Origin of the sequence: Arthrobacter sp. 18067 (assembly GCF_902706295.1) — a bacterium.
GTDB lineage: Bacteria > Actinomycetota > Actinomycetes > Actinomycetales > Micrococcaceae > Arthrobacter.
Genome location: NZ_CACSJJ010000020.1, coordinates 64,769 through 84,541, shown reverse-complemented (window position 1 = coordinate 84,541; position 19,773 = coordinate 64,769). Strand labels below are relative to the sequence as shown.

20 protein-coding genes are annotated in these 19,773 nt (G+C 64.1%); 17 read left to right on the top strand and 3 right to left on the bottom strand.

The features are described 5' to 3' along the window. Positions 1–2: 2 nt before the first annotated feature. Together GVL04_RS18830 and moaA are read right to left on the bottom strand one after the other, a co-directional pair. The gene (locus GVL04_RS18830) at positions 3–269 is read right to left on the bottom strand and encodes a MoaD/ThiS family protein (RefSeq protein ID WP_159707348.1); all 267 of its coding nucleotides are present in this window, start codon (positions 267–269) and stop codon (positions 3–5) included. Between the two features lie 4 nt (positions 270–273). Beyond that, the gene (moaA, locus tag GVL04_RS18825; protein ID WP_159707346.1) at positions 274–1,413 is read right to left on the bottom strand and encodes a GTP 3',8-cyclase MoaA; all 1,140 of its coding nucleotides are present in this window, start codon (positions 1,411–1,413) and stop codon (positions 274–276) included. 134 nt (positions 1,414–1,547) lie between these two features. Here moaA and GVL04_RS18820 point away from each other — a divergent pair, with 134 nt between their 5' ends. Genes GVL04_RS18820 through GVL04_RS18780 form a run of 9 tightly spaced genes read left to right on the top strand, consistent with a single transcriptional unit; the run spans position 1,548 to position 9,294 of the window. Next, positions 1,548–2,315: a response regulator transcription factor gene (locus GVL04_RS18820; protein ID WP_159707344.1), complete on the top strand. Its 768-nt coding sequence runs from the start codon at positions 1,548–1,550 to the stop codon at positions 2,313–2,315. Further along, positions 2,302–3,618: a cell wall metabolism sensor histidine kinase WalK gene (locus tag GVL04_RS18815; RefSeq protein WP_159707342.1), complete on the top strand. Its 1,317-nt coding sequence runs from the start codon at positions 2,302–2,304 to the stop codon at positions 3,616–3,618. Before GVL04_RS18820 ends, GVL04_RS18815 begins: the two co-directional genes overlap by 14 nt. Further along, positions 3,615–5,243 carry a molybdopterin-dependent oxidoreductase gene (locus tag GVL04_RS18810; protein WP_235036353.1) on the top strand — a complete coding sequence of 543 codons (1,629 nt, stop codon included), beginning with the start codon at positions 3,615–3,617 and terminating at the stop codon, positions 5,241–5,243. The genes GVL04_RS18815 and GVL04_RS18810 overlap by 4 nt, the downstream gene beginning before the upstream one ends. Before the next feature lie 58 nt (positions 5,244–5,301). Next, positions 5,302–6,525: a gephyrin-like molybdotransferase Glp gene (gene glp / locus GVL04_RS18805; protein WP_159707340.1), complete on the top strand. Its 1,224-nt coding sequence runs from the start codon at positions 5,302–5,304 to the stop codon at positions 6,523–6,525. Next, the gene (moaC, locus tag GVL04_RS18800) at positions 6,513–7,052 is read left to right on the top strand and encodes a cyclic pyranopterin monophosphate synthase MoaC (RefSeq protein ID WP_159707338.1); all 540 of its coding nucleotides are present in this window, start codon (positions 6,513–6,515) and stop codon (positions 7,050–7,052) included. Before glp ends, moaC begins: the two co-directional genes overlap by 13 nt. Beyond that, entirely contained in the window at positions 7,049–7,546 is a 498-nt protein-coding gene (locus GVL04_RS18795; protein WP_159707336.1) for a molybdenum cofactor biosynthesis protein B, read from the top strand. The genes moaC and GVL04_RS18795 overlap by 4 nt, the downstream gene beginning before the upstream one ends. Next, positions 7,536–7,991: a molybdenum cofactor biosynthesis protein MoaE gene (locus GVL04_RS18790; protein ID WP_159707334.1), complete on the top strand. Its 456-nt coding sequence runs from the start codon at positions 7,536–7,538 to the stop codon at positions 7,989–7,991. The genes GVL04_RS18795 and GVL04_RS18790 overlap by 11 nt, the downstream gene beginning before the upstream one ends. Positions 7,992–8,042: 51 nt before the next feature. Continuing rightward, entirely contained in the window at positions 8,043–8,801 is a 759-nt protein-coding gene (gene dapB / locus GVL04_RS18785; protein WP_159707332.1) for a 4-hydroxy-tetrahydrodipicolinate reductase, read from the top strand. A 4-nt stretch (positions 8,802–8,805) separates the two neighbouring features. Then, the gene (locus GVL04_RS18780) at positions 8,806–9,294 is read left to right on the top strand and encodes a hypothetical protein (protein ID WP_159707330.1); all 489 of its coding nucleotides are present in this window, start codon (positions 8,806–8,808) and stop codon (positions 9,292–9,294) included. Here the strand turns inward: GVL04_RS18780 and GVL04_RS18775 are convergent. Further along, positions 9,270–10,505, bottom strand: a complete 1,236-nt coding sequence (locus GVL04_RS18775; RefSeq protein WP_159707328.1) for a heparan-alpha-glucosaminide N-acetyltransferase domain-containing protein — start codon at positions 10,503–10,505, stop codon at positions 9,270–9,272. The genes GVL04_RS18780 and GVL04_RS18775 overlap by 25 nt on opposite strands. Positions 10,506–10,577: 72 nt before the next feature. Between GVL04_RS18775 and GVL04_RS18770 the strand changes: the two genes are divergently transcribed. The 8 genes from GVL04_RS18770 (at position 10,578) to GVL04_RS18735 (ending at position 19,752) form a co-directional block, all read left to right on the top strand. Then, entirely contained in the window at positions 10,578–11,567 is a 990-nt protein-coding gene (locus GVL04_RS18770) for a GDSL-type esterase/lipase family protein (RefSeq protein WP_159707326.1), read from the top strand. 78 nt (positions 11,568–11,645) lie between these two features. Next, positions 11,646–12,011 (top strand): hypothetical protein, encoded by a 366-nt coding sequence (locus GVL04_RS18765; RefSeq protein WP_159707324.1) that lies wholly within the window; start codon positions 11,646–11,648, stop codon positions 12,009–12,011. A 9-nt stretch (positions 12,012–12,020) separates the two neighbouring features. Further along, positions 12,021–12,947 carry a carbon-nitrogen hydrolase family protein gene (locus GVL04_RS18760; protein ID WP_235036352.1) on the top strand — a complete coding sequence of 309 codons (927 nt, stop codon included), beginning with the start codon at positions 12,021–12,023 and terminating at the stop codon, positions 12,945–12,947. Positions 12,948–13,005: 58 nt separating this feature from the next. After that, positions 13,006–13,917 (top strand): 4-hydroxy-tetrahydrodipicolinate synthase, encoded by a 912-nt coding sequence (gene dapA, locus GVL04_RS18755; RefSeq protein ID WP_159707323.1) that lies wholly within the window; start codon positions 13,006–13,008, stop codon positions 13,915–13,917. Between the two features lie 27 nt (positions 13,918–13,944). After that, positions 13,945–15,636: a ribonuclease J gene (locus GVL04_RS18750; protein WP_159707321.1), complete on the top strand. Its 1,692-nt coding sequence runs from the start codon at positions 13,945–13,947 to the stop codon at positions 15,634–15,636. A 75-nt stretch (positions 15,637–15,711) separates the two neighbouring features. Next, positions 15,712–18,600: a DNA translocase FtsK gene (locus tag GVL04_RS18745; RefSeq protein ID WP_159707319.1), complete on the top strand. Its 2,889-nt coding sequence runs from the start codon at positions 15,712–15,714 to the stop codon at positions 18,598–18,600. Positions 18,601–18,640: 40 nt separating this feature from the next. Continuing rightward, on the top strand, positions 18,641–19,243 hold the full coding sequence (gene pgsA / locus GVL04_RS18740; protein ID WP_159707317.1) for a CDP-diacylglycerol--glycerol-3-phosphate 3-phosphatidyltransferase: 603 nt from the start codon (positions 18,641–18,643) through the stop codon (positions 19,241–19,243). After that, positions 19,240–19,752 carry a CinA family protein gene (locus tag GVL04_RS18735; RefSeq protein WP_159707315.1) on the top strand — a complete coding sequence of 171 codons (513 nt, stop codon included), beginning with the start codon at positions 19,240–19,242 and terminating at the stop codon, positions 19,750–19,752. The genes pgsA and GVL04_RS18735 overlap by 4 nt, the downstream gene beginning before the upstream one ends. The last annotated feature ends 21 nt before the right edge of the window (positions 19,753–19,773 follow it).

Below are 19,773 nucleotides of genomic sequence, written 5' to 3'. Positions count from 1 at the left end.
CCTCAGCCGCCGGCAAAAGGCGGCAGGACATCGATGATGTCCTTCGCACCAAGCGGAGCTGAACGGTCCCGCACGGCCACTTCATTGCGGAGGAAGCTGCTCCGGGCCACGATGCGGTGGAGCGGTGGCGTTCCTTCTGGAGGTAGCGGACGCTCGACGGCGAGGGCGGCTTCCAGCAGGGCCTCCAGGCTGGATCCTTCCGGGAGGACGTGATGTTCTTCTTCCACCCCGGCGGCCGCGCGTGCGGCAGCGAAGTAACGGACAAGCAAGGGTTCAGCCTCCGATTGCGCTCATGCTGCGGTCCGGCTGGACGAAGTCCGCTGCGCCGAGACCAGTGTGGTCCATGCCGTGGGCCTTGGGCTTGACCCACATGGCATCTTGCCACCGCTGCGCAAGTTCGTCGTCCGTGGCACCTTCACGAAGCAGGCCCAGGAGGTCGAACTCTTCGCGGGAGAAGAGGCAGCTCATGATCTTGCCCTCGGCAGTGATGCGTGTCCGGCGGCAGTCGGAGCAGAACGGCTCGGTGACCGAGGCGATGATGCCAACTGTACCGAGGACCGGGCCCGCGGCTTCACCGGAAGCCGTGTCCCGGCGTCGTACTTCGAAGCGTTCTGCCGGGGCGCCGTCCCGTTCGCGGGGGTCATGGCCCAGCACGAAGTCGCGGGACAGCAGATCGCGGATCTCCGCGGCCGTGATCATGTTGCGCCGCGTCCAACCATGATCGGCGTCCAAGGGCATCTGTTCGATGAAGCGAAGCTCGTAGCCGCGGCCCAAGGCCCATGACAGCAGGTCCGGTGATTCGGCGTCGTTGATCCCGCGCATCAGCACGGCATTCAGTTTGACCGGGCCCAGGCCGGCCGCCCAGGCGGCATCGACGCCGGCCAGGACACGATCCAGGAACGGACGGCGGGTGAGTTTGGTGAAGGTCTCCTCGTGCAGGGAGTCGAGCGAGACGTTGATCCTGGTGAGGCCCGCTGCCTTGAGCGCCGCGGCCTTCTTATCCAGGCCCACACCATTGGTGGTCATGGAGATGGGGAGTTCCGGGTGGTCGTTTCGAATACCGGAAATAATGTCCACCAGGTCAGCGCGGACCAAGGGCTCGCCGCCGGTGAGACGGAGTTCCCGCACGCCCAGGGCTTCGACGCCGATGCGGACGATGCGGATGATTTCATCCTTGGTCATCACGGCTTGTTTCGAGAGCCATTCCAGCCCCTCGGCCGGCATGCAATAGGTACAGCGCAGGTTGCATTTGTCCGTCAGGGAAAGACGCATATCCGTAGCCCGCCTGCCATAGCGGTCCCACAAACCCGCAGGCGTGCCTGCGGGACGCGGTGGCGGGACCGCGGCGCCAGTTTCCTTGTTTCCTGCGGCGACGCCCGAAGGGGGCACCGGCATGCCCAGCTGAACACTCATAAATTCAGGCTACGCCACCATGGCAGGATCAGTGACACCGGTTACAGTCACACAGTTCTTACGGATTCCATACACTTGCGTCCTGGACGCCCGGATCGGGTGCCCGGCACCGCCGGCAAACCTATGCTGAAAGCGTGACCACATCTACGACACCACCAGCGGAACCAGGGAACCGCCGGATCCTCCTGGTCGAAGACGAGGAGACCATCGCTGCCGTCGTCCGCGACTACCTGCTTCAGGCAGGCTTCCAAGTGGATATGGCAGGGGACGGCTTCACCGCGCTCAAGGTCGCAGCTTCGCGACAACCAGACCTGGTGATCCTGGATCGCATGTTGCCAGGACTGGATGGCGTTGAGGTGTGTCGCCGGCTCCGCCAAACCATGAGCGTACCGGTGATCATGGTGACGGCTTTGGGAACCGAAGACGACCGGATCCTCGGTTTGGAGATGGGAGCCGACGACTATGTCACCAAGCCCTTCTCGCCCCGGGAACTGGTTCTCCGGGTGAAGTCGGTGCTGCGGCGGAGCATCAAGGAGTTCACGCCGGAACCACCGGTCGAAGCTGCGGGCCTTGCACTCGATCCCGCTTCCCGGACGGTCACGCACCGCGGAGTTCCCCTGGCGCTGACGGTCCGTGAATTCGATCTCCTGGCTTTCCTGATGCGCCGGCCCAACCAGGTCTTCAGCCGGGAAGAACTCATCAAGGCCGTATGGGGCTGGGACTTCGGAGATCTGTCCACTGTTACAGTCCACGTTCGTCGCCTGCGGGAAAAGATCGAAGCCAACCCCACCAAGCCAGAGATGCTCAAGACGGTCTGGGGTGTCGGTTACCGGTTCGATTCCACCGCCGGCGACGAGGCCGGCCACGTCGCTGGCGGGGAGCGTGGCCATGGAGGGCAGTGAACTCTGGACCATCCTCGCCTGGGTCCTGTTCTGGGCGGTGCTCATCGGCGCCACCACCTTGGTGCTCCTGCGATTGCTTCGCCGGGCCTCGGTGCTCGCCCAGATCTGCTTGGTGGTGGTGGCAACTGTTGCGGTGCTCGTGGCGGGCATGGTCAGCGCCTTCAACGCGATGTTTATCTCAGCGAGGGACCTTGAGGTCATGTGGTACATCCTGGCAATGGCCTCTGCAGTAGCTGTTGCACTGTCCCTTATGCTCGGTGCCGGCGTCTCCCGCAACGCGGCCCAGCTGGTGGACGCTGCTCGGCGCCTCGGACGCGGTGAAACTCTGGAGCACTCCACGGGGGAGGGGCGGGGTGCCGCCCCCGCCATGACGTCGGAACTTGCCGAACTGGCCCAGGAGCTTGAAGCCAGCAGCCGCAGTCTTGCCGAGTCCCGTGAGCGGGAAGCCGCCATTGAGACTGCCCGGCGTGAGCTTGTGTCGTGGATTTCGCATGACCTTCGAACACCCTTGGCCAGCATGCGCGCCATGACCGAAGCACTTGAGGACGGCATGGCCTCCGATGTGCCGGGGTATTACCGGAAAATCATCGGGCAGACCGAGCAGATGACCGCCATGGTCAATGACCTCCTGGAACTGTCCAAGATCCAGGCCGGCAGCCTCCGCCTGCGCGCCGAGCCCCTGGATCTTTACGACCTCGTCAGTGATGCTTTGTCTGATCTGGCGCCGCTGGCCGCCAAACGTGGCATCAGGCTCGACGGCGGCGGGGACCGTGAGTGCATGGCCGTCGCCGACGGACCCAGCCTGGCGCGGGCCGTGCGGAACATCCTGTTGAACGCCGTCATCTACAGTCGGCCCGACACCGACGTCCACGTCAGTGTCGGACGGGACGACACTGGACTGAACGGCATCGGAGGGAATGGCGGCAACGCCGTGATTGCCGTGCAGGACCAGTGCGGCGGCATCCCGGATGAGGACCTCCCGCATTTGTTTGAAACAGGCTGGCAGAAAGACCCCGCCCGCGGTACAGCCGAGGGACTGCAGGGCAGCTACAACGGCGCCGGCATCGGACTGAGCATGGTTGCGGGGATCGTCAAGGCACACGGCGGATCCGTCACCGTGGACAACGTCGACGGCGGCTGCCGCTTTGCCCTGTCACTACCGGCAGGATCACTTCCGGCCGTGTCCCTTCCGGCCGTGTCCCATCCGGCTGTGTCCCCATCGCCGGAGACCTACCCGCCATCTTCTTCCGTCCCGGCCACATCCGGGACTTCACGTGACAAACGCCCAGGAGGCGCATCATGAGCACGCCCAGCAGCGTTGACAAACCGGACCCGCGCGTGGGCACAGCGGAACCCGCTACGCCGCCAACACCACAAGGCCACCTCCACCCCGGCCGGTGGGCAGCCGCGGCCGGAATAGCTTCCGGAGGTGCGGGGATCGCCGCAGGTGAATTGACCGCCGGTTTGCTGAGCCCCTTGGTTTCCCCGGTCACGGCCCTTGGTGGAGCAGTGATCGATGCGGTGCCTCCGGGCGTGAAGGACCTGGCTGTGCAGTTGTTCGGTACGGCGGACAAGGTCGTCTTGATTGCTTCCATCGGGATCGTCGCCGGGATGCTGGCGGCGCTCGCGGGTGTGCTGGAGCGTCGCCGCGCTGGCTGGGGCCTGGTACTGGCCGGGCTGGCCGGAGCGGCTGGCCTGACCGCCGTCGTGACGCGTGCACAGGCAAGCCCGCAGGCGGCCCTGGCCCCGATCGTCGCGGCGGTTGTCACGATGCTGCTGTTGCGCACGCTCATACGCCGCCTGACGACGTGGGCTCCGTCGAACAGAACGCCAGCCCGGCAGGGCAACGATCCTGCGCCCTTGGCCAGGCGGAGCTTCCTGAACGCGCTCGCCGGAACATCCATCGCCGCGGTCGTGGCCGGAACTGTTACCGCCGTCCTCACCCGGGCGACGGCGGTGGCTTCAGGTTTCCGGGGCTCCATGACACTCCCCGAACCCGCCACAGCACCACAAGCCATCCCCGCAGGCGCAACCCTCTCCGTGGATGGCATCAGCCCCTTGGTGACCCCGAATGCCGACTTCTACAGGATCGACACAGCCCTGACGGTGCCTGCCATCGATCCGCCTGCCTGGAAGTTGAAGGTCACTGGAATGGTGGAGCGGGAAATCGAACTGGATTTCGCCACCCTCCTCGCCAAACCCATGACGGAGCGGCACATCACCATCGCCTGCGTGTCCAATAACGTCGGTGGCGACCTTATCGGAAACGCCCTTTGGCTGGGCTGGCCGGTCCGGGAACTGCTGGCCATGGCCGGGCCAAAGCCCGGCGCGGATATGGTGCTGTCCACCAGCAACGACGGTTGGACGGCCAGCACCCCCTTGGAGGCACTCACCGACGACCGCGACGCACTGTTGGCCGTCGGTATGAATGGCGAGCCGCTTCCGCTCGAACACGGTTTCCCGGTGCGCATGATCGTGCCGGGACTGTACGGCTTTGTTTCGGCCACCAAATGGCTCACGGAACTCAAAGTCACACGCTTCGCGGACGACACCGCCTATTGGACGCCACGCGGCTGGAGCGATCACGGACCCATCAAAACGCAATCCCGCATCGATGTACCCCGCAGCGGCAGGACAGTCCAAGCCGGCAAAGTCCAATTCGGTGGTGTGGCCTGGGCGCAGCACCGGGGCATCAACGGCGTAGAGCTCCGCGTCAACCGCGGACCATGGCAGCGGGCCACCCTCGCCAGCGCCATCTCCACCGATACTTGGTACCAGTGGCAACTCGGCATCGAGCTCACGCCAGGCGACTACGAGGTCCAAGTGCGGGCTACCGACTCCACCGGCGAACCGCAGACCGAAGACAAGGCCGCGGTGGCTCCTGACGGCGCCACGGGCTATCACACCATCAGCGTGAAGGTGGGCTGAGGCCCTAGTCTGGGTACGTCCGGAGATTTCCCGGAAGCCAGCGTATCCACACAGGAGGATGACCGTGCCCAGATCAGTTGCAGCCCACCGTCAAGCAGTGGCGGAACTGCTGGCAGGCGCGACCCCCCGGGGCAACCGCCGTGTGCCATTGCTCGAAGCGCTGGGAAAGCCGCTCGCCGTCGACGTCTACGCGCCGCTCTCCCTGCCACCCTTTGCCAACTCCCAGATGGACGGCTTTGCCGTTCGCTCCCAAGACATTCCCGACGACGGTGGGCAGCTTTGGGTAGCGGCGCCCGTCCCCGCAGGTGCCGCGCCGGCAGCTCTGAAGGCCGGCTTCGCCGCCCCCATCATGACTGGAGCCATGATCCCCGACGGGGCTGACGCCGTCGTACCCATCGAGAAGGCGACCCCCAACTCTTTCCCGGATGCCACAAGAAGAGATGCCGTCGTCGACGTGCCTGCCGTCGCTCCCGGTACCTATGTCCGAAACACTGGCAGTGACATCGAAAAGGGTGCGTTGGCCTTGGCCGCCGGAACCTTGCTGGGACCGGCGCAGCTTGGCTTGATGGCAGCGCTGGGCCTGGCAACCGTTGAAGTCCGTGAGCCTTTGCGCGTCCTCCTGGTCACCACCGGAGATGAGGTGGTGGAGCCGGGGGAAGAACTTACCGCAGGCAAAATCTATGATTCCAACGGAACACTGCTGGAAGCCTCCATGCGGCAGGCTGGCCTGGACGTGGTTCGCGCCGGTATTTCCGACGACGATCCTGCAAGCCTGCTGTCTGTCCTTCACCGCTACACCCGGAATACGGACACCCCCGTTGACCTCATCGTGACCACCGGGGGAGTGAGCAAGGGCGCTTACGAAGTTGTCCGCCAAGCCATGTCCGGACACGCCGTCGACTTCCTGCCTGTGGCCATGCAGCCAGGTGGGCCGCAGGGTCTGGGGACGTTCAACGACGTTCCATTCCTTGGCTTTCCCGGAAATCCCGTCAGCTGCCTTGTCTCCTTCGAAATGTTCCTCCGGCCCGCCCTTTCACAGGTCGTGGGAGCCCCTGCGCCGCGACTGGTTCGCACGGCACGGCTGGCCGAACCGCTGACCTCGCCGGACGGCAAGCACCAGGTCCGTCGCGGCACCGTGGCAGGGGACGGCGTCCTCCGTATGGAAGGCGGCGCGGGGTCCCACCTGGTCCACGCCTTGGCCCGCGCCAATGCCCTGGTCCAGATCCCCATCGGCGTCACGGAACTCGCCGCAGGATCCGAAGTGGAAGTATGGATGCTGTGAATGAAACTCCCGGGACCCCAGAACATGCCGGTGGCCTGACGCACCTCAGGCAGGACGGCACCGCGCACATGGTGGACGTCTCCGCGAAGGCCGTCACCACGCGTGAGGCCACGGCCACGGCAACTGTCCGCACCACCCCTGACGTACTGGTCCTGTTGGGCGCCGGTGAGCTGCCCAAAGGCGACGCGCTCGCCGTGGCACGCGTGGCAGGCATCATGGCGGCAAAGAAGACTCCGGAGCTGATTCCGTTGTGCCATCCATTGCCGATCTCCAAGGTCACAGTGGATTTCGACGTGGGCGCTGACTCGGTGGAAATCCTGGCCACCGTCAAGACCAGGGGCGTGACCGGCGTCGAAATGGAAGCGTTGACTGCGGCGTCGGTTGCGGCGCTGAGCGTGTACGACATGATCAAGGCCGTGGACAAGCATGCCGTGCTGACCGACATCCGCGTGCTCGCCAAGAGTGGCGGCAAAAGCGGCGACTGGGACGTCTCTGGAGAGTCAACCGTAAGGGAGGCAGACGCATGAGCGCCTGCGAGCCGAACGCACCACGGAAGGCCGGCGTCGTCATTGCCTCCACCCGGGCGGCGGCCGGTATCTATACCGATGAGACGGGCCCCATCATCCTCGACTGGCTTAACGAGCACGGCTTCGAGACCTTCCCCACCATGGTGGTGCCGGACGGCGAACCTGTGGGAGCTGCCCTCAGGGCGCTCCTGACGCAGGAGCCCGCCGTTGTCATCACCAGCGGCGGGACCGGCCTAAGCCCGGATGACCGGACACCGGAGATGACGCTTCCGCTCCTGGACCGGGAAATACCCGGCATCATGGAAGGCATCCGGCGAGCGGGCGCTGCGAAAACGCCCCTGGCCATGCTGAGCCGTGGCCACGCCGGAGCTGCAGGTAAGACGTTCATCATCAACCTGCCGGGGTCTCCCAAAGGCGTCATGGATGGATTGGCTGTCCTGGACCCGGTCATTGGGCACCTGTGCGAACAAATGGAAGGTAGCCATGGGCACTGAAACAGACTTCGAAGTAGTCAGCGCGGTCCTCAGCGCCGAACCCATTTCCGTCGACCAAGCCATCGCTGCGGTTGAATCGGACACTGCCGGTGCGGTGGTCAGTTTCAGCGGCGTGGTGCGGAACCACGACGCCGGCAAGGCCGTCGACCGGCTCAGCTACAGCGCCCACCCCACGGCGCATCAGGTCATGTCCGACGTCGTTGCGCAATTGGTCGCAGAGCATTCAGGAGAAGCCGACCAGCCCGTCCGCATTTGGGCCGCCCACCGGATCGGCATGCTGGAGATTGGTGACCCCGCGCTGGTTTGTGCCGTAGCAGCAGCCCACCGCGGGCAGGCGTTCGCTGTCTGCTCCGAGCTGGTGGACCGGGTCAAAGCGCAGGTTCCCATTTGGAAGGAACAGTTCTTCACCGACGGCACTGTCGAGTGGGTTGGCGCAGGGGAGTAGGCAGGAGTAACGGTTCCTGTCGGGCTCCAGCCCGGCGGTAGGGTTAACGGCATGACCGAACAACTTGCTGTTGCAGTGCTGGGCGCCCACGGGCGCATGGGAATCGAAGCCGTGAAGGCTGTGGAAGCAGCCGATGACATGAAGTTCGTAGCCGCCCTGGGCCGCGGCGATTCCCTGGAAACACTGCTCGACGCCGGCGCACAGTATGTTGTTGACCTCACCGTCCCGGACACCACCGAGACCAACGTCCGGTTCGCCGTCGAGCATGGGATCCACGCCGTAGTGGGAACCACTGGATGGAACTCAGACAGGCTGGAATCCCTCCGTTCGCTGTTGGAACAGAAGCCGGACACGGGTGTCCTCATCGCCCCGAACTTCGCCCTCGGGTCCGTGTTGGCATCGGCTTTCGCAGCCAAGGCCAGCCAATACTTCGAATCCGTTGAAATCATCGAGCTGCACCACCCAAACAAGGTGGATGCGCCCTCCGGCACCGCAGTACGCACAGCACAGCTGATCGCCAAGGCGCGGCAGGAGGCCGGGGTTCCGGCCAGCCCGGATGCCACTGAAACGTCGATGGATGGCGCCCGGGGCTGTGACGTGGATGGTGTTCGGGTCCACAGCGTCCGGCTTCGTGGTTTGGTCGCCCACCAGGAAGTCCTTTTTGGTGGTCCCGGCGAGCAGTTGACGTTGCGCCATGATTCCTTTGACCGTGCCTCCTTCATGCCAGGCGTCCTGCTTGGATTGCGCAAGGTCGCTGCGCACCCCGGCCTCACGGTGGGCCTTGACGGCTACCTGGACCTGGGGCTCTAGGTCCATGGGCAATTTTTGGACGTCGTTGAAGAAGAACCGCACCAAAATCTGGGTCGGCGCCATCACCTTGCTGTTGGTGCTGTACCTGGTGGTCTCCGTGCAGCGTTCGTTCCTGCTGCTCGGTGACCCCAACCTTGTAGCCAAGGGCATCGGGGCGGCCTATCTGGTCCTGCCGATAGTTGGTGCGTGGGCCCTCATCCGTGAGCTCCTGTTCGGCGCCCGCACGGAGCAGATGGCCAAGGTCCTGGAAGCTGAAGGCGGCTTGCCCGAGGACACTTTGCCGCGTACGCCCGGTGGGCGGATTGTCCGCGCAGCCGCGGATGCCGAATTCGAAAAGTACCGGGCCGAAGCCGAAGCCGCGCCGGACGATTGGCGCTCCTGGTTCAGGCTGAGTTGCGCCTACGACGCCTCAGGCGACCGCAAGCGCGCCCGGGCGTCCATGCGCGACGCCGTGAAGCTCTTCCGCTCTCAGCCCACCGCAGCGGGCCGGTAGCTGCCCAGCCTCGACGCCGTGTGGGCCGCCCATTCCAGAGGCCCGCGGCGCCGGAGCAAGGCAAAGCAGACGCCGATGGCAACGGCGCAGAGCGCTTGGGTCCAATACATGCCCTCGTCGGTCCACCCTGCAGGCAGTGGCTGGTTGGTGAAACCGGAAACTACCCACACGTGCGCTGAATAGAGGCTCAGCGTCATGGCACCCGGCCCGCTGAGCACCATCAGGAAGTTGAGCTTGATGCGTTCGGCCACGGTGCCCAGCAGCAGGAAGAAACCCACCACAGCGGCAGCCGTGCCACCGCTGTGCAGCAGGTCCATGGTGGTCCCTGCATGCGGGGATGAAGTAGCCAACCACCACCACGAACCTGTCTGCTCCAGCCCGGTCAGGTTGACCTGGAGCATGCTCTCCAGAGGATAGCCCCGGGTGCCCGGGAGCGCCTCCAGCGCGGCCCGGCCGCCCCAAGCCTCCATGGCAAGGAATCCGACGAACTTCGCAGCGATGGCCACGACGATTCCGCTGGTCAACAGCCGCAGCTGCACCTTCGTGGTCGTCAGCGCCAAACGGCCGATCACCAGTCCGATCAGGAGATACGAGATCCACTGGAACACCGGGTAGTAGCCAGTGAAGAACAGGTCGGCGAGGAGGCGCCCGGGCGTCCCCAGGTCCTCAGTGTTCGGGTTGTGGCCCAGCTGCAGCGGAGGGGTGGCGTCCAACAGAAGGGGCCGGACCAAGTACGCCAGCACAGGGGACACGAGGATCCAGCCCAGCGCCCAGAAACAGAGTGCCCTTAGCCGCAGGCCAAGGAACGGAAGAATACACAGGAAAAGAACGGCGTAGTGCACCAGGATGACTGCGATGTTGACGTCCAGGCCTCCCAAGGTCAGGCCGACGACGGCAATCACCAGGGCGCGCATGGCGACGCCACCTCTGGCGGCCCACAGTTCGCTGCCTTTCCTGGGCTCCTGCTTCCCAGTACTCAGGGCCAGCCCGATGCCGGCAAGGACGGCAAACAGTGCTGCGGACCGGCCCGAAAACACCAATCCCACAAACGTTGGCTCCCACAGCGGGGAGGGCCCGAACGTTGGTATCAGGTGCGTGGACATCATGCCAAGCAACGCTGCACCCCTGGCGGCGTCGATCCCCGTGAGCCGGGAGGAGATCGTGCCGCCGCCGCCTGCTTTCCGCGGAGGCGCCGTCTCTTGCGAAGTCATGCTGCGATGGTCTCATAGCCAACTGTGAGCCGGGCCGACGGTAGAGTCCTATGGCCGGTAGAGTCCTATGGCATGGAATCCGTCAACGCCCAATGGGCTGGAGCTTTCACGATCGTCCACGACGCCGATGGCTGGCACCAGTTCCGGCGCCTTGACGGTGCCCTTTTCATGCCCCCGGCCACGGATGGCCTGGAGGAGCGCGCCAGGATGTGCGCCGGCATTCATGCAACATGGACGGCGACGTCCGGGCATCTGGTGATCGAAGCCGAAGGCCCGGAAGATGGGTCCCCTTTCGACGTCCTGGTGAACGGCGTCCTTCGCCACCGGGTGCCCAGCGCGGGACGGGTCAGTCACGATCTCGATCTGGGTGCCCTGCCCCCGCGGTCAACTGTTCAACTGTGGTTGCCACAGTACGGTTTCCTGAGGGTGCTGGAGGTTTCGCTGAAAGGCGAGGACGTGGAGGTTGCCGCGGAAACCGGCAAACGGTGGATCGCGTATGGCAGTTCCATCACCCAATGCAGGCAGGCCGATGGGCCTTCCGAAGCATGGCCCGCGTTGGTTGCCAGGCAGTACGGCTGGCAATTGCAGTCACTGGGATTTGGCGGCGAATGCCAACTGGATCCAGCAGCCGAGAGCACCATCGGCCAACTTCCCGCTGACTTCATTTCCCTGTGCCTGGGCATCAACACCTACAACGTAGCTGCCTTTTCGGGACGGACATTTGCCAGCCAGGTCCTGGGGTTCCTCAGCAACATCCGGCGGGCACACCCGGACGTTCCCATTGCTGTTATCTCTCCTGTGTTGTCCCTCCCACGAGAAGATATGCCCAATGCTGCCGGGTGGACGCTCGCCGACTACAGGAGAGCGGTTGCAGGCGTAGTGCGGGCAATCCGCGAACGCGGAGACATCCGCATCCATCTGGTGGATGGCGGGGGAGTGTTCACTCCGGCGGAGGCTGCCGACCTGATGCCCGACACATTGCACCCGAACAACGACGGATACCGCCTCATGGCAGCCAGGTTGGGTCCACAGTTGGCGGCGGTCGCCAACGCGCACAGCTGACTGCTGGTGCCGGGCCCGATCGGGGACTTGGCGCTCATAGGCCTTGTCTTCGAATATATGTTCGAATAGCATGTCAGGATGAACGATGTTCCCAAGTCGCCCGAAGGCCTTTCCGGACCCATGAAAGCGATGAGCCCAGGCGTGGTCGACTTCCTGTTCAGGCAACTCGTGGCGGGAGAACCTCCCGAAGACACCCAGTGGCGCCGTGAAGGAACAGTCCTGGCCGAGCAACCGCCGGGAGCTGAGCTGGCCCGCAGGCTATCGGAGGCTGACGTGGATTCCCTGACGCCACTGGAGCTGTTCGAGTATGTTCGCGCTTCGCAGCGTTTGGTGGCCTGGGCAGAGCAACTTAAGGATCGGGCCGTGGCGCAGTATTGCTCGGAGCAGCCTGCACGTACGCCCGGGGTTCCCTGGCGCGATGGAAATCGGGCTGCAGCGGAATAAGCTAACCGGGTGACCCTGACGCCCCCGCAAGCCCCAACGCACCCGCCGGCTCAGTCCCTGGCTGTTGCGCCGCCTGAAGCCCCGCCCGTTGAGGCAAAGCCCCGTCCAGGCGAAAAGCCATCGGTAGCGGCAACTTTGTGGGCCGCCATCGTTCAGTATGAGGCGCTGCTGCCCGGTGCCGGGGGAGAGGCGGTGGAGGCCAACGTCGCCGCCCATGTGGTGCTTGTGGAGCAAGCCCATGCCCGCGGCGCGCGGTTGGTGCTCTTTCCCGAACTATCGCTGACAGGCTATGACCTGTCAGTGTTTGGAGGCTCCGGTGCAGACGGTCAGCCTGCTCAGCACGGTCAGCCTTCTCCGTGGCTGAGCGATGGTGACACTCGGCTTCAGCCCCTCCAGGACGCCTGTGTCCGCACCCAAACCACCGCCATTATCGGAGCAGCCTGGCGGGCGGCCGACCACACTCCCCGGCTGGCTTCGCTCATCATTGGCGCGGACGGTGCCGTCACGGCAGTCTTCAAAACGCACTTGCACGGGACGGAGCGTGAACTGTTTGTTCGGGGAAGCGGCCCGGGAATCGTCGACATTGACGGATGGCGGGTGGCGCTCGCCGTCTGCGCCGACGCGGCTTATCCGACCCATGCCGGGGCCGCGGCTGAGGCAAAGGCGGACGTGTATGCAGTGTCCGCCCTCTACTCGATCGGTGATGAACTTCGCCTTGGCCTCCATATGGGCGCCCGTTCCATGGATCACAGGATGTTCGGCTTGTTGGCCAACCTCGGCGGGCAAACCCCGTTGGGTGCCTCCTGTGGGCTCAGTGGAGCGTGGGGTCCGGACGGTGTGGTCCTGACCCAGGTGGCCGGCACTGGAACGGAGGTAGCCGTGGTGGCATTGGACCGGTCCCGCCTCCACGCCTACAGGTCCGGCGGCGAGGCATGAGGACCATCACGCGGAACCCATTCTTGTAACGAGCCCGTGACAGGGTAACGTTTTTCTTATGTCTGACTCGCGCGCCCACGCTCCCGCCCTTGGTACCCTTCTGACCGCCATGGTCACCCCGTTCACCGAGGACGGCAAGGTGGACTATGACCAAGCCGCCGCACTGGCAGAGAAGCTCGTCCAGGACGGTTGCGATGGGCTCGTGGTCACGGGCACCACCGGAGAGACCTCAACCCTCACGGACGATGAGAACCTTGGCATGTTCCGGGCGGTCAAAGAAGCCGTCGGCGGCAAGGCTGCCATTATTGCCGGAACCGGTACCAATGACACTGCCCACTCCGTGCACCTCTCCCAGCGCGCAGCAGAGGTGGGTGTCGACGGCCTCCTGATCGTCACCCCTTACTACAACAAGCCCAGCCAGGCCGGCGTCCGCGCCCACTTCGAGACCATTGCCTCCTCAACGGACCTGCCCGTCATGCTGTACGACATCCCGGGCCGTTCCTCCATTGCGATTGCTCCCGAAACCATGATCGGCCTGGCCAAGCATCAGAACATCGTGGCAGTTAAGGACGCCAAGGCGGATTTCGCCGCCGCAACCCGTGTCATGGCTGAGACTGACCTGGTCTTCTACTCCGGTGATGACGGATTGACCCTTCAGTGGATGGCACTGGGCGCCGTCGGCCTGGTGGGCGTCACCACCCACGTGGCAACGCGTCGCTTCCGTGACCTGATCGACGCCGTGAACGCCAGCGACCTCGCCACGGCGAGGGCCATCAACTTTGAACTGGAACCCGTCATACGAGCAACCATGACGCGGGTCCAAGGCGCAGTAGCCGCCAAGCAGATTCTCAAGTGGCAGGGAGTCCTGCCCAACTCGGTTGTCCGTTTGCCCCTCGTGGAGCCGGACGCGGCCGAGATCGAAATCATCCGCGGGGATTTGGCGGAAGCCGGAATGGACTTCAACGTCTAGGCCGGTACCGCCGGAAAGTAGCACAATATGACCCAAACCGCCCTTCCCGGACTGGTTACGCCGCCGAAACTGCCGAAAGGCACGCTGCGGATTGTTCCGCTCGGTGGCCTGGGAGAGATCGGCCGCAACATGGCCGTCTTCGAAATCGACGGCAAATTGCTGGTCGTTGACTGTGGCGTGCTCTTCCCTGAAGAGACCCAGCCCGGCGTCGACCTGATCCTGCCCGATTTCTCGTACATCGAGGACCGGCTCCAAGACGTCGTAGGCGTCGTGCTGACCCACGGCCACGAGGACCACATCGGCGCGGTTCCCTACCTGTTGCGTCTCAAAGCCGATATTCCCCTGATCGGGTCCCAGCTCACCCTGGCCTTGGTGGAAGCAAAGCTTCAGGAACACCGGATCAAGCCGTACACCCTCACCGTCACTGAGGGCCAGGTGGAGCAGTTCGGTCCGTTCGAGTGCGAATTCATAGCCGTCAACCACTCCATCCCGGATGCGCTGGCAGTCTTCATCCGGACCGAGGGTGGCACGGTCCTGCACACTGGCGACTTCAAGATGGACCAGTTGCCGCTGGACGGCCGCATCACCGACCTCCGCCACTTTGCCCGGTTGGGCGAAGAGGGCGTGGACCTTTTCATGGCCGATTCCACCAACGCGGACGTCCCTGGGTTCACCACTGCCGAGAAGGAAATCGGTCCCACCTTGGACCGGTTGTTCGGCCAGGCCAAGAAGCGCATCATTGTGGCTTCCTTCTCCTCCCACGTGCACCGCGTCCAGCAGGTCCTCGATGCCGCAGCCAAGCATGGCCGCAAGGTGGCTTTTGTGGGTCGGTCCATGGTTCGCAACATGGCGATCGCCGCCAAGCTTGGGTACCTCGACGTGCCGGACGGCATCCTTGTGGACATCAAGAACATCGACAACATGCCCGATGACCGGGTGGTCCTCATGTCCACAGGTTCCCAGGGCGAGCCGATGGCGGCACTTTCGCGTATGGCCAATGGGGACCACCGCGTGGTGGTTGGTCCCGGGGACACGGTTATCCTGGCCTCCAGCCTGATCCCTGGCAACGAGAACGCCGTGTTCCGCATCATCAACGGCCTCCTCAAGCTGGGCGCAGACGTGATCCACAAGGGCACGGCAAAGGTCCACGTCTCCGGGCACGCGGCCGCCGGGGAACTCTTGTACTGCTACAACATCCTGGAGCCGCTCAACGCGATGCCAGTGCATGGCGAAACGCGGCACCTTATTGCCAACGGCAACATCGCCCTTGAATCAGGTGTTCCGTCCGACGGCATCATCCTCAGCGACAACGGCACAGTGATCGACCTCAAGGACCACAAGGCCAACATCGTTGGGCAGGTGGAGGTTGGGTTCGTGTACGTAGACGGTTCAAGCGTGGGAGAAATCACCGACGCCGACCTCAAGGACCGTCGCATCCTGGGCGACGAGGGCTTCATTTCCATCATCACGGTCATCAACCGCACCACCGGGAAGATCGTGTCCGGCCCGGAAATCCATGCCCGTGGTGTGGCAGAGGACGACTCCGTCTTCGACGAGATCATTCCCAAGATCAACGCCGCGCTGGAAGAGGCCGTGCTGAATCACGCTGACCACACCAACCATCAATTGCAGCAGGTGGTGCGCCGGATCATCGGCACGTGGGTCAACCGCAAGCTCCGCCGCCGTCCCATGATCATCCCGGTGGTCCTGGAGGCGTAGCCCGCAAGCAACATGCATACCCAAGGGGGCCTGAAATCCGCGGATTTCAGGCCCCCTTGCGGTACCGTGGCACGTATGGCGACCCGTACTACCTCCACGCCACGAGGCAGCTCCAGCAGTAAATCCGGCGGCACAGGCCGGGGCGGAGCTGCATCCAAAACCAGCGCAGCCGCATCCAGAACCAGCGCAGCCGCAGCCAAAAACGGTCGGGGCAGCACTGCCCGCACCAAGCAAGCAGCCGCCGTCGAACCCCAGGCTCCGCTGCCATTGCGCATGCTTTCGGGTTTCTGGCAGGGCATAGGCCACGTGGTCGGTGCCGGGGTGCGGCGCATTGGCTACGACGTCAGTGACCTCGACCCGGCGGATCGGCGGGACGGCGCAGCCCTGTTCAATCTGGTGCTTGGGATCGCCATCGCCACCTTCGCCTGGTGGGGCCTCACGGGCTGGCTCCCTGACGTCGTCTACAGCGTGGTCAACGGAACGTTTGGCTGGATGTCCCTGATTCTGCCCTTCATGCTTTTTGTCTGCGCCTTCCGCTTGTTCCGGAAGCCCCAGGACGGCAGGGGAAACAACCGCGTAGGCATCGGCTTCATGATCATGACCCTGGCCGGTTCCGGCCTGGCCCATGTCATTGGTGGCTTGCCCACAGTGGCGGATGGATTCGACGGCCTCCGCAGGGCCGGCGGCATGCTCGGTTTCCTCGCCGCAGCGCCCTTGGCTGCAATCCACGTCGCTGTTCCGGTGGTCCTCTACAGCCTGTTGGCATTTGTCTCCTTCCTCATCGTCACTGCTACCCCGTTTGGCGCCATTCCCGCCCGGATCCGGGGCGCCTATGAGCACCTCATGGGCGTTGACCTCATGGACGAGTCCGGCAAGGACGCCCACGACCGCAGCTACCTTTACGAGAATGACGGGACTGCCAAGCCCAGGAAGAAGAAGCGCATGCGCCTCTTCGGCAAGGACGAGGAACCCGAAGCAGGCCTGGAAGGCTATGTCGGCGACGAAGCTTTCGAGCATGCAATAGTCGACGACGACGAAGATCCCGGTACGTCGGCGCCACGGGTTCCGCCGGGTGTGCGTCGCCCTACCCAGGCGGAGATCGCCGTCGGGAAGATCAAGGCAGCCCAAGGCCTTGGGGCTGCTCCCGGCATCGACAACCCCACCGAAGCCATCCCGGTCATCACTCCGGAAATGACGACACCTGCGCCTACTATCGCCCAGGTCCCCGCGAAGCCTGCCGGCGCACCCCTCCCGCAGGCGCCGATTCCGCAGCGCACGGAGCAACTGTCACTCGCCGGAGATGTCACTTACACCCTCCCGGCCTCGGACTACCTGACGCCCGGCTCCATTCCGAAGGAGCGCACGGAGGCGAATGACGCCGTCGTCGCTGCCCTGACGGACACCCTCACGCAGTTCAATGTGGATGCTGCGGTGACTGGCTTCAGCCGTGGTCCTACTGTGACCCGCTATGAGATCGAGCTCTCTCCGGGAACCAAGGTGGAGCGTGTCACTGCTCTGTCCAAGAACATTTCCTACGCTGTCGCTTCGAGTGATGTCCGTATCCTGAGCCCCATTCCCGGCAAGTCCGCCATCGGCATCGAGATTCCCAACACGGACCGCGAAACGGTCTCCTTGGGCGATGTGCTGCGTAGCCAGAATGCCCGCCGGACCGACCACCCGATGGTCATGGGTGTCGGCAAGGACGTCGAGGGCGGCTACGTGGTGGCCAACCTTGCCAAGATGCCCCACTTGCTCGTGGCCGGCGCCACGGGCGCTGGTAAGTCGAGCTTCGTGAACTCCATGATTACCTCCATCCTGATGCGCGCCACCCCGGACGAGGTCCGCATGGTCATGGTGGACCCCAAGCGCGTGGAACTCACGGCCTACGAGGGCGTCCCGCACTTGATCACGCCCATCATCACCAACCCCAAGAAGGCCGCGGAGGCGTTGCAATGGGTGGTTCGCGAGATGGATGCCCGCTACGACGACCTCGCCAACTACGGTTACAAGCACATTGACGATTTCAACAAGGCAGTCCGTGCGGGCAAGGTAGTGCCGCCGGTGGACTCCAAGCGGATCATCAAGCCCTACCCGTATCTGCTGGTGATCGTGGACGAGCTCGCCGACCTCATGATGGTGGCCCCTCGCGACGTGGAAGACTCGATCGTCCGCATTACCCAGCTTGCCCGTGCCGCCGGTATCCACCTCGTCCTGGCAACCCAGCGCCCGTCCGTGGACGTTGTCACGGGCCTGATCAAGGCCAACGTTCCCTCCCGCATGGCGTTTGCAACGTCGTCCGTGACGGACTCCCGTGTTGTGTTGGACCAGCCTGGCGCAGAGAAGCTCATCGGCCAGGGTGACGCGTTGTTCCTGCCGATGGGTGCCTCGAAGGCCATGCGTGTCCAGGGTGCCTGGGTCACGGAATCCGAGATCCACAAAGTGGTGGAACACGTCAAGGGACAGCTTCAGGCTGTTTACCGGGACGACGTCGCTGCCGAAGCACCGAAGAAGCAGATCGACGACGACATCGGAGACGACCTTGAGGTCCTGCTGCAGGCGACCGAGCTCGTGGTCACCACGCAGTTCGGATCAACGTCGATGCTCCAGCGCAAGCTCCGTGTGGGCTTCGCGAAGGCGGGACGCCTCATGGACCTCCTCGAATCCCGCGGCGTCGTGGGCCCTTCCGAGGGATCCAAGGCCCGCGACGTGCTGGTCAAGCCCGACGACCTCGCGGCCGTTCTTGCGGCGATGAAGGGCCAGGAGTCACCCGCTGCCCCTGACGCCCACACAGCGGCCTTGAGCGACAACGCGAACTCGAACATCGCCGTCGGCGGTTATGCCGAGGATTTGGTGCAGGCGGACCTGGACAACCGGACGCAGGCAATTGAGTACTACGACGGCGCTGACGGCCCCGATGACGACGATGAAGGCGGCGAAGACGCCTGGTCGCTCACAGGACGGTAGCTTCCAAAGGCGGACGCCCCAAAGACGGTAGCCTAGAGGAGTGACTACAGCCGAGGGTGATAACGCGACTTCCAGCAGCTCCGATGTCTGGAACCTGCCCAACATCCTCACGATGCTCCGTATCGTCCTGGTTCCCTTTTTCGTCTGGTTCCTGCTGGCCGACAACGGCGAGTACGGGCTCTGGCGCTGGGCCGCCGTGGTGGCCTTCGCAGTAGCCATCTACACGGACAAGCTCGACGGCGACATCGCCAGGGCACGTGGCCTCATCACAAACTTCGGCAAAATCGCCGATCCCATAGCAGACAAGCTGCTCATTGGCTCCGCGCTGGTACTTTTGTCCATCCTGGGGGAGTTGCCCTGGTGGGTGACCATCCTCATCCTGGTGCGCGAGTGGGGGATTACCGCCCTTCGGTTCGTTGTCATCCGGTACGGCGTCATGCCGGCCTCCCGTGGTGGGAAGCTGAAGACCGTGGTCCAGACCGTGGCAATTTTCCTGTACATCCTTCCGCTGAAGGCGATCGCCCCCTGGCTTGGTGACGTCGCCTTCTGGGTCATGATGCTGGCACTTGGCATCACACTGTGGACCGGTGTCGAATACGTCATCCAGGCACTCAAGCTCCGCGCAGCGGGACGTCGCGCGTGACGTCCGGTGACGCCGCCATCGCCGCAGCAGAGACCTCGACGGCGGTGGTTGCCGCTGCGATCGCGAAGAACCTGACGGTGGCCACGGCAGAGTCGCTGACCGCTGGAATGGTAGCTGCGACTCTGGCCAACACGCCGGGCGCTTCAGGGATGCTTCAGGGCGGCGTTGTTGCCTATCAAAATTCCGTTAAGGCCGGCGTCCTGGGTGTTCCGGAAGGGTTGCTGGCTTCCGTCGGTTCTGTTGACCCCGGCGTTGCGGAGGCCATGGCCGAGGGTGCCAGGCGGGCCTGCGCTGCCAACGTCGGGATTTCCACCACCGGAGTCGCAGGTCCGGAACCCCACGATGGCAAAGCAGTAGGAACAGTCTTTATTGGGATCGCTACGGACTCTGGAACCGAAGCCTTCGAATACAGTTTTTCCGGGGACCGGCAATCCATCCGTGGGCAGGCCTGCGAGGCCGCTTTGGCGCGTCTTCTTGCCGTGCTGGCCGACGTTGGTTACCGTGCGTAAAGCAACCGGGAACAAAAACTG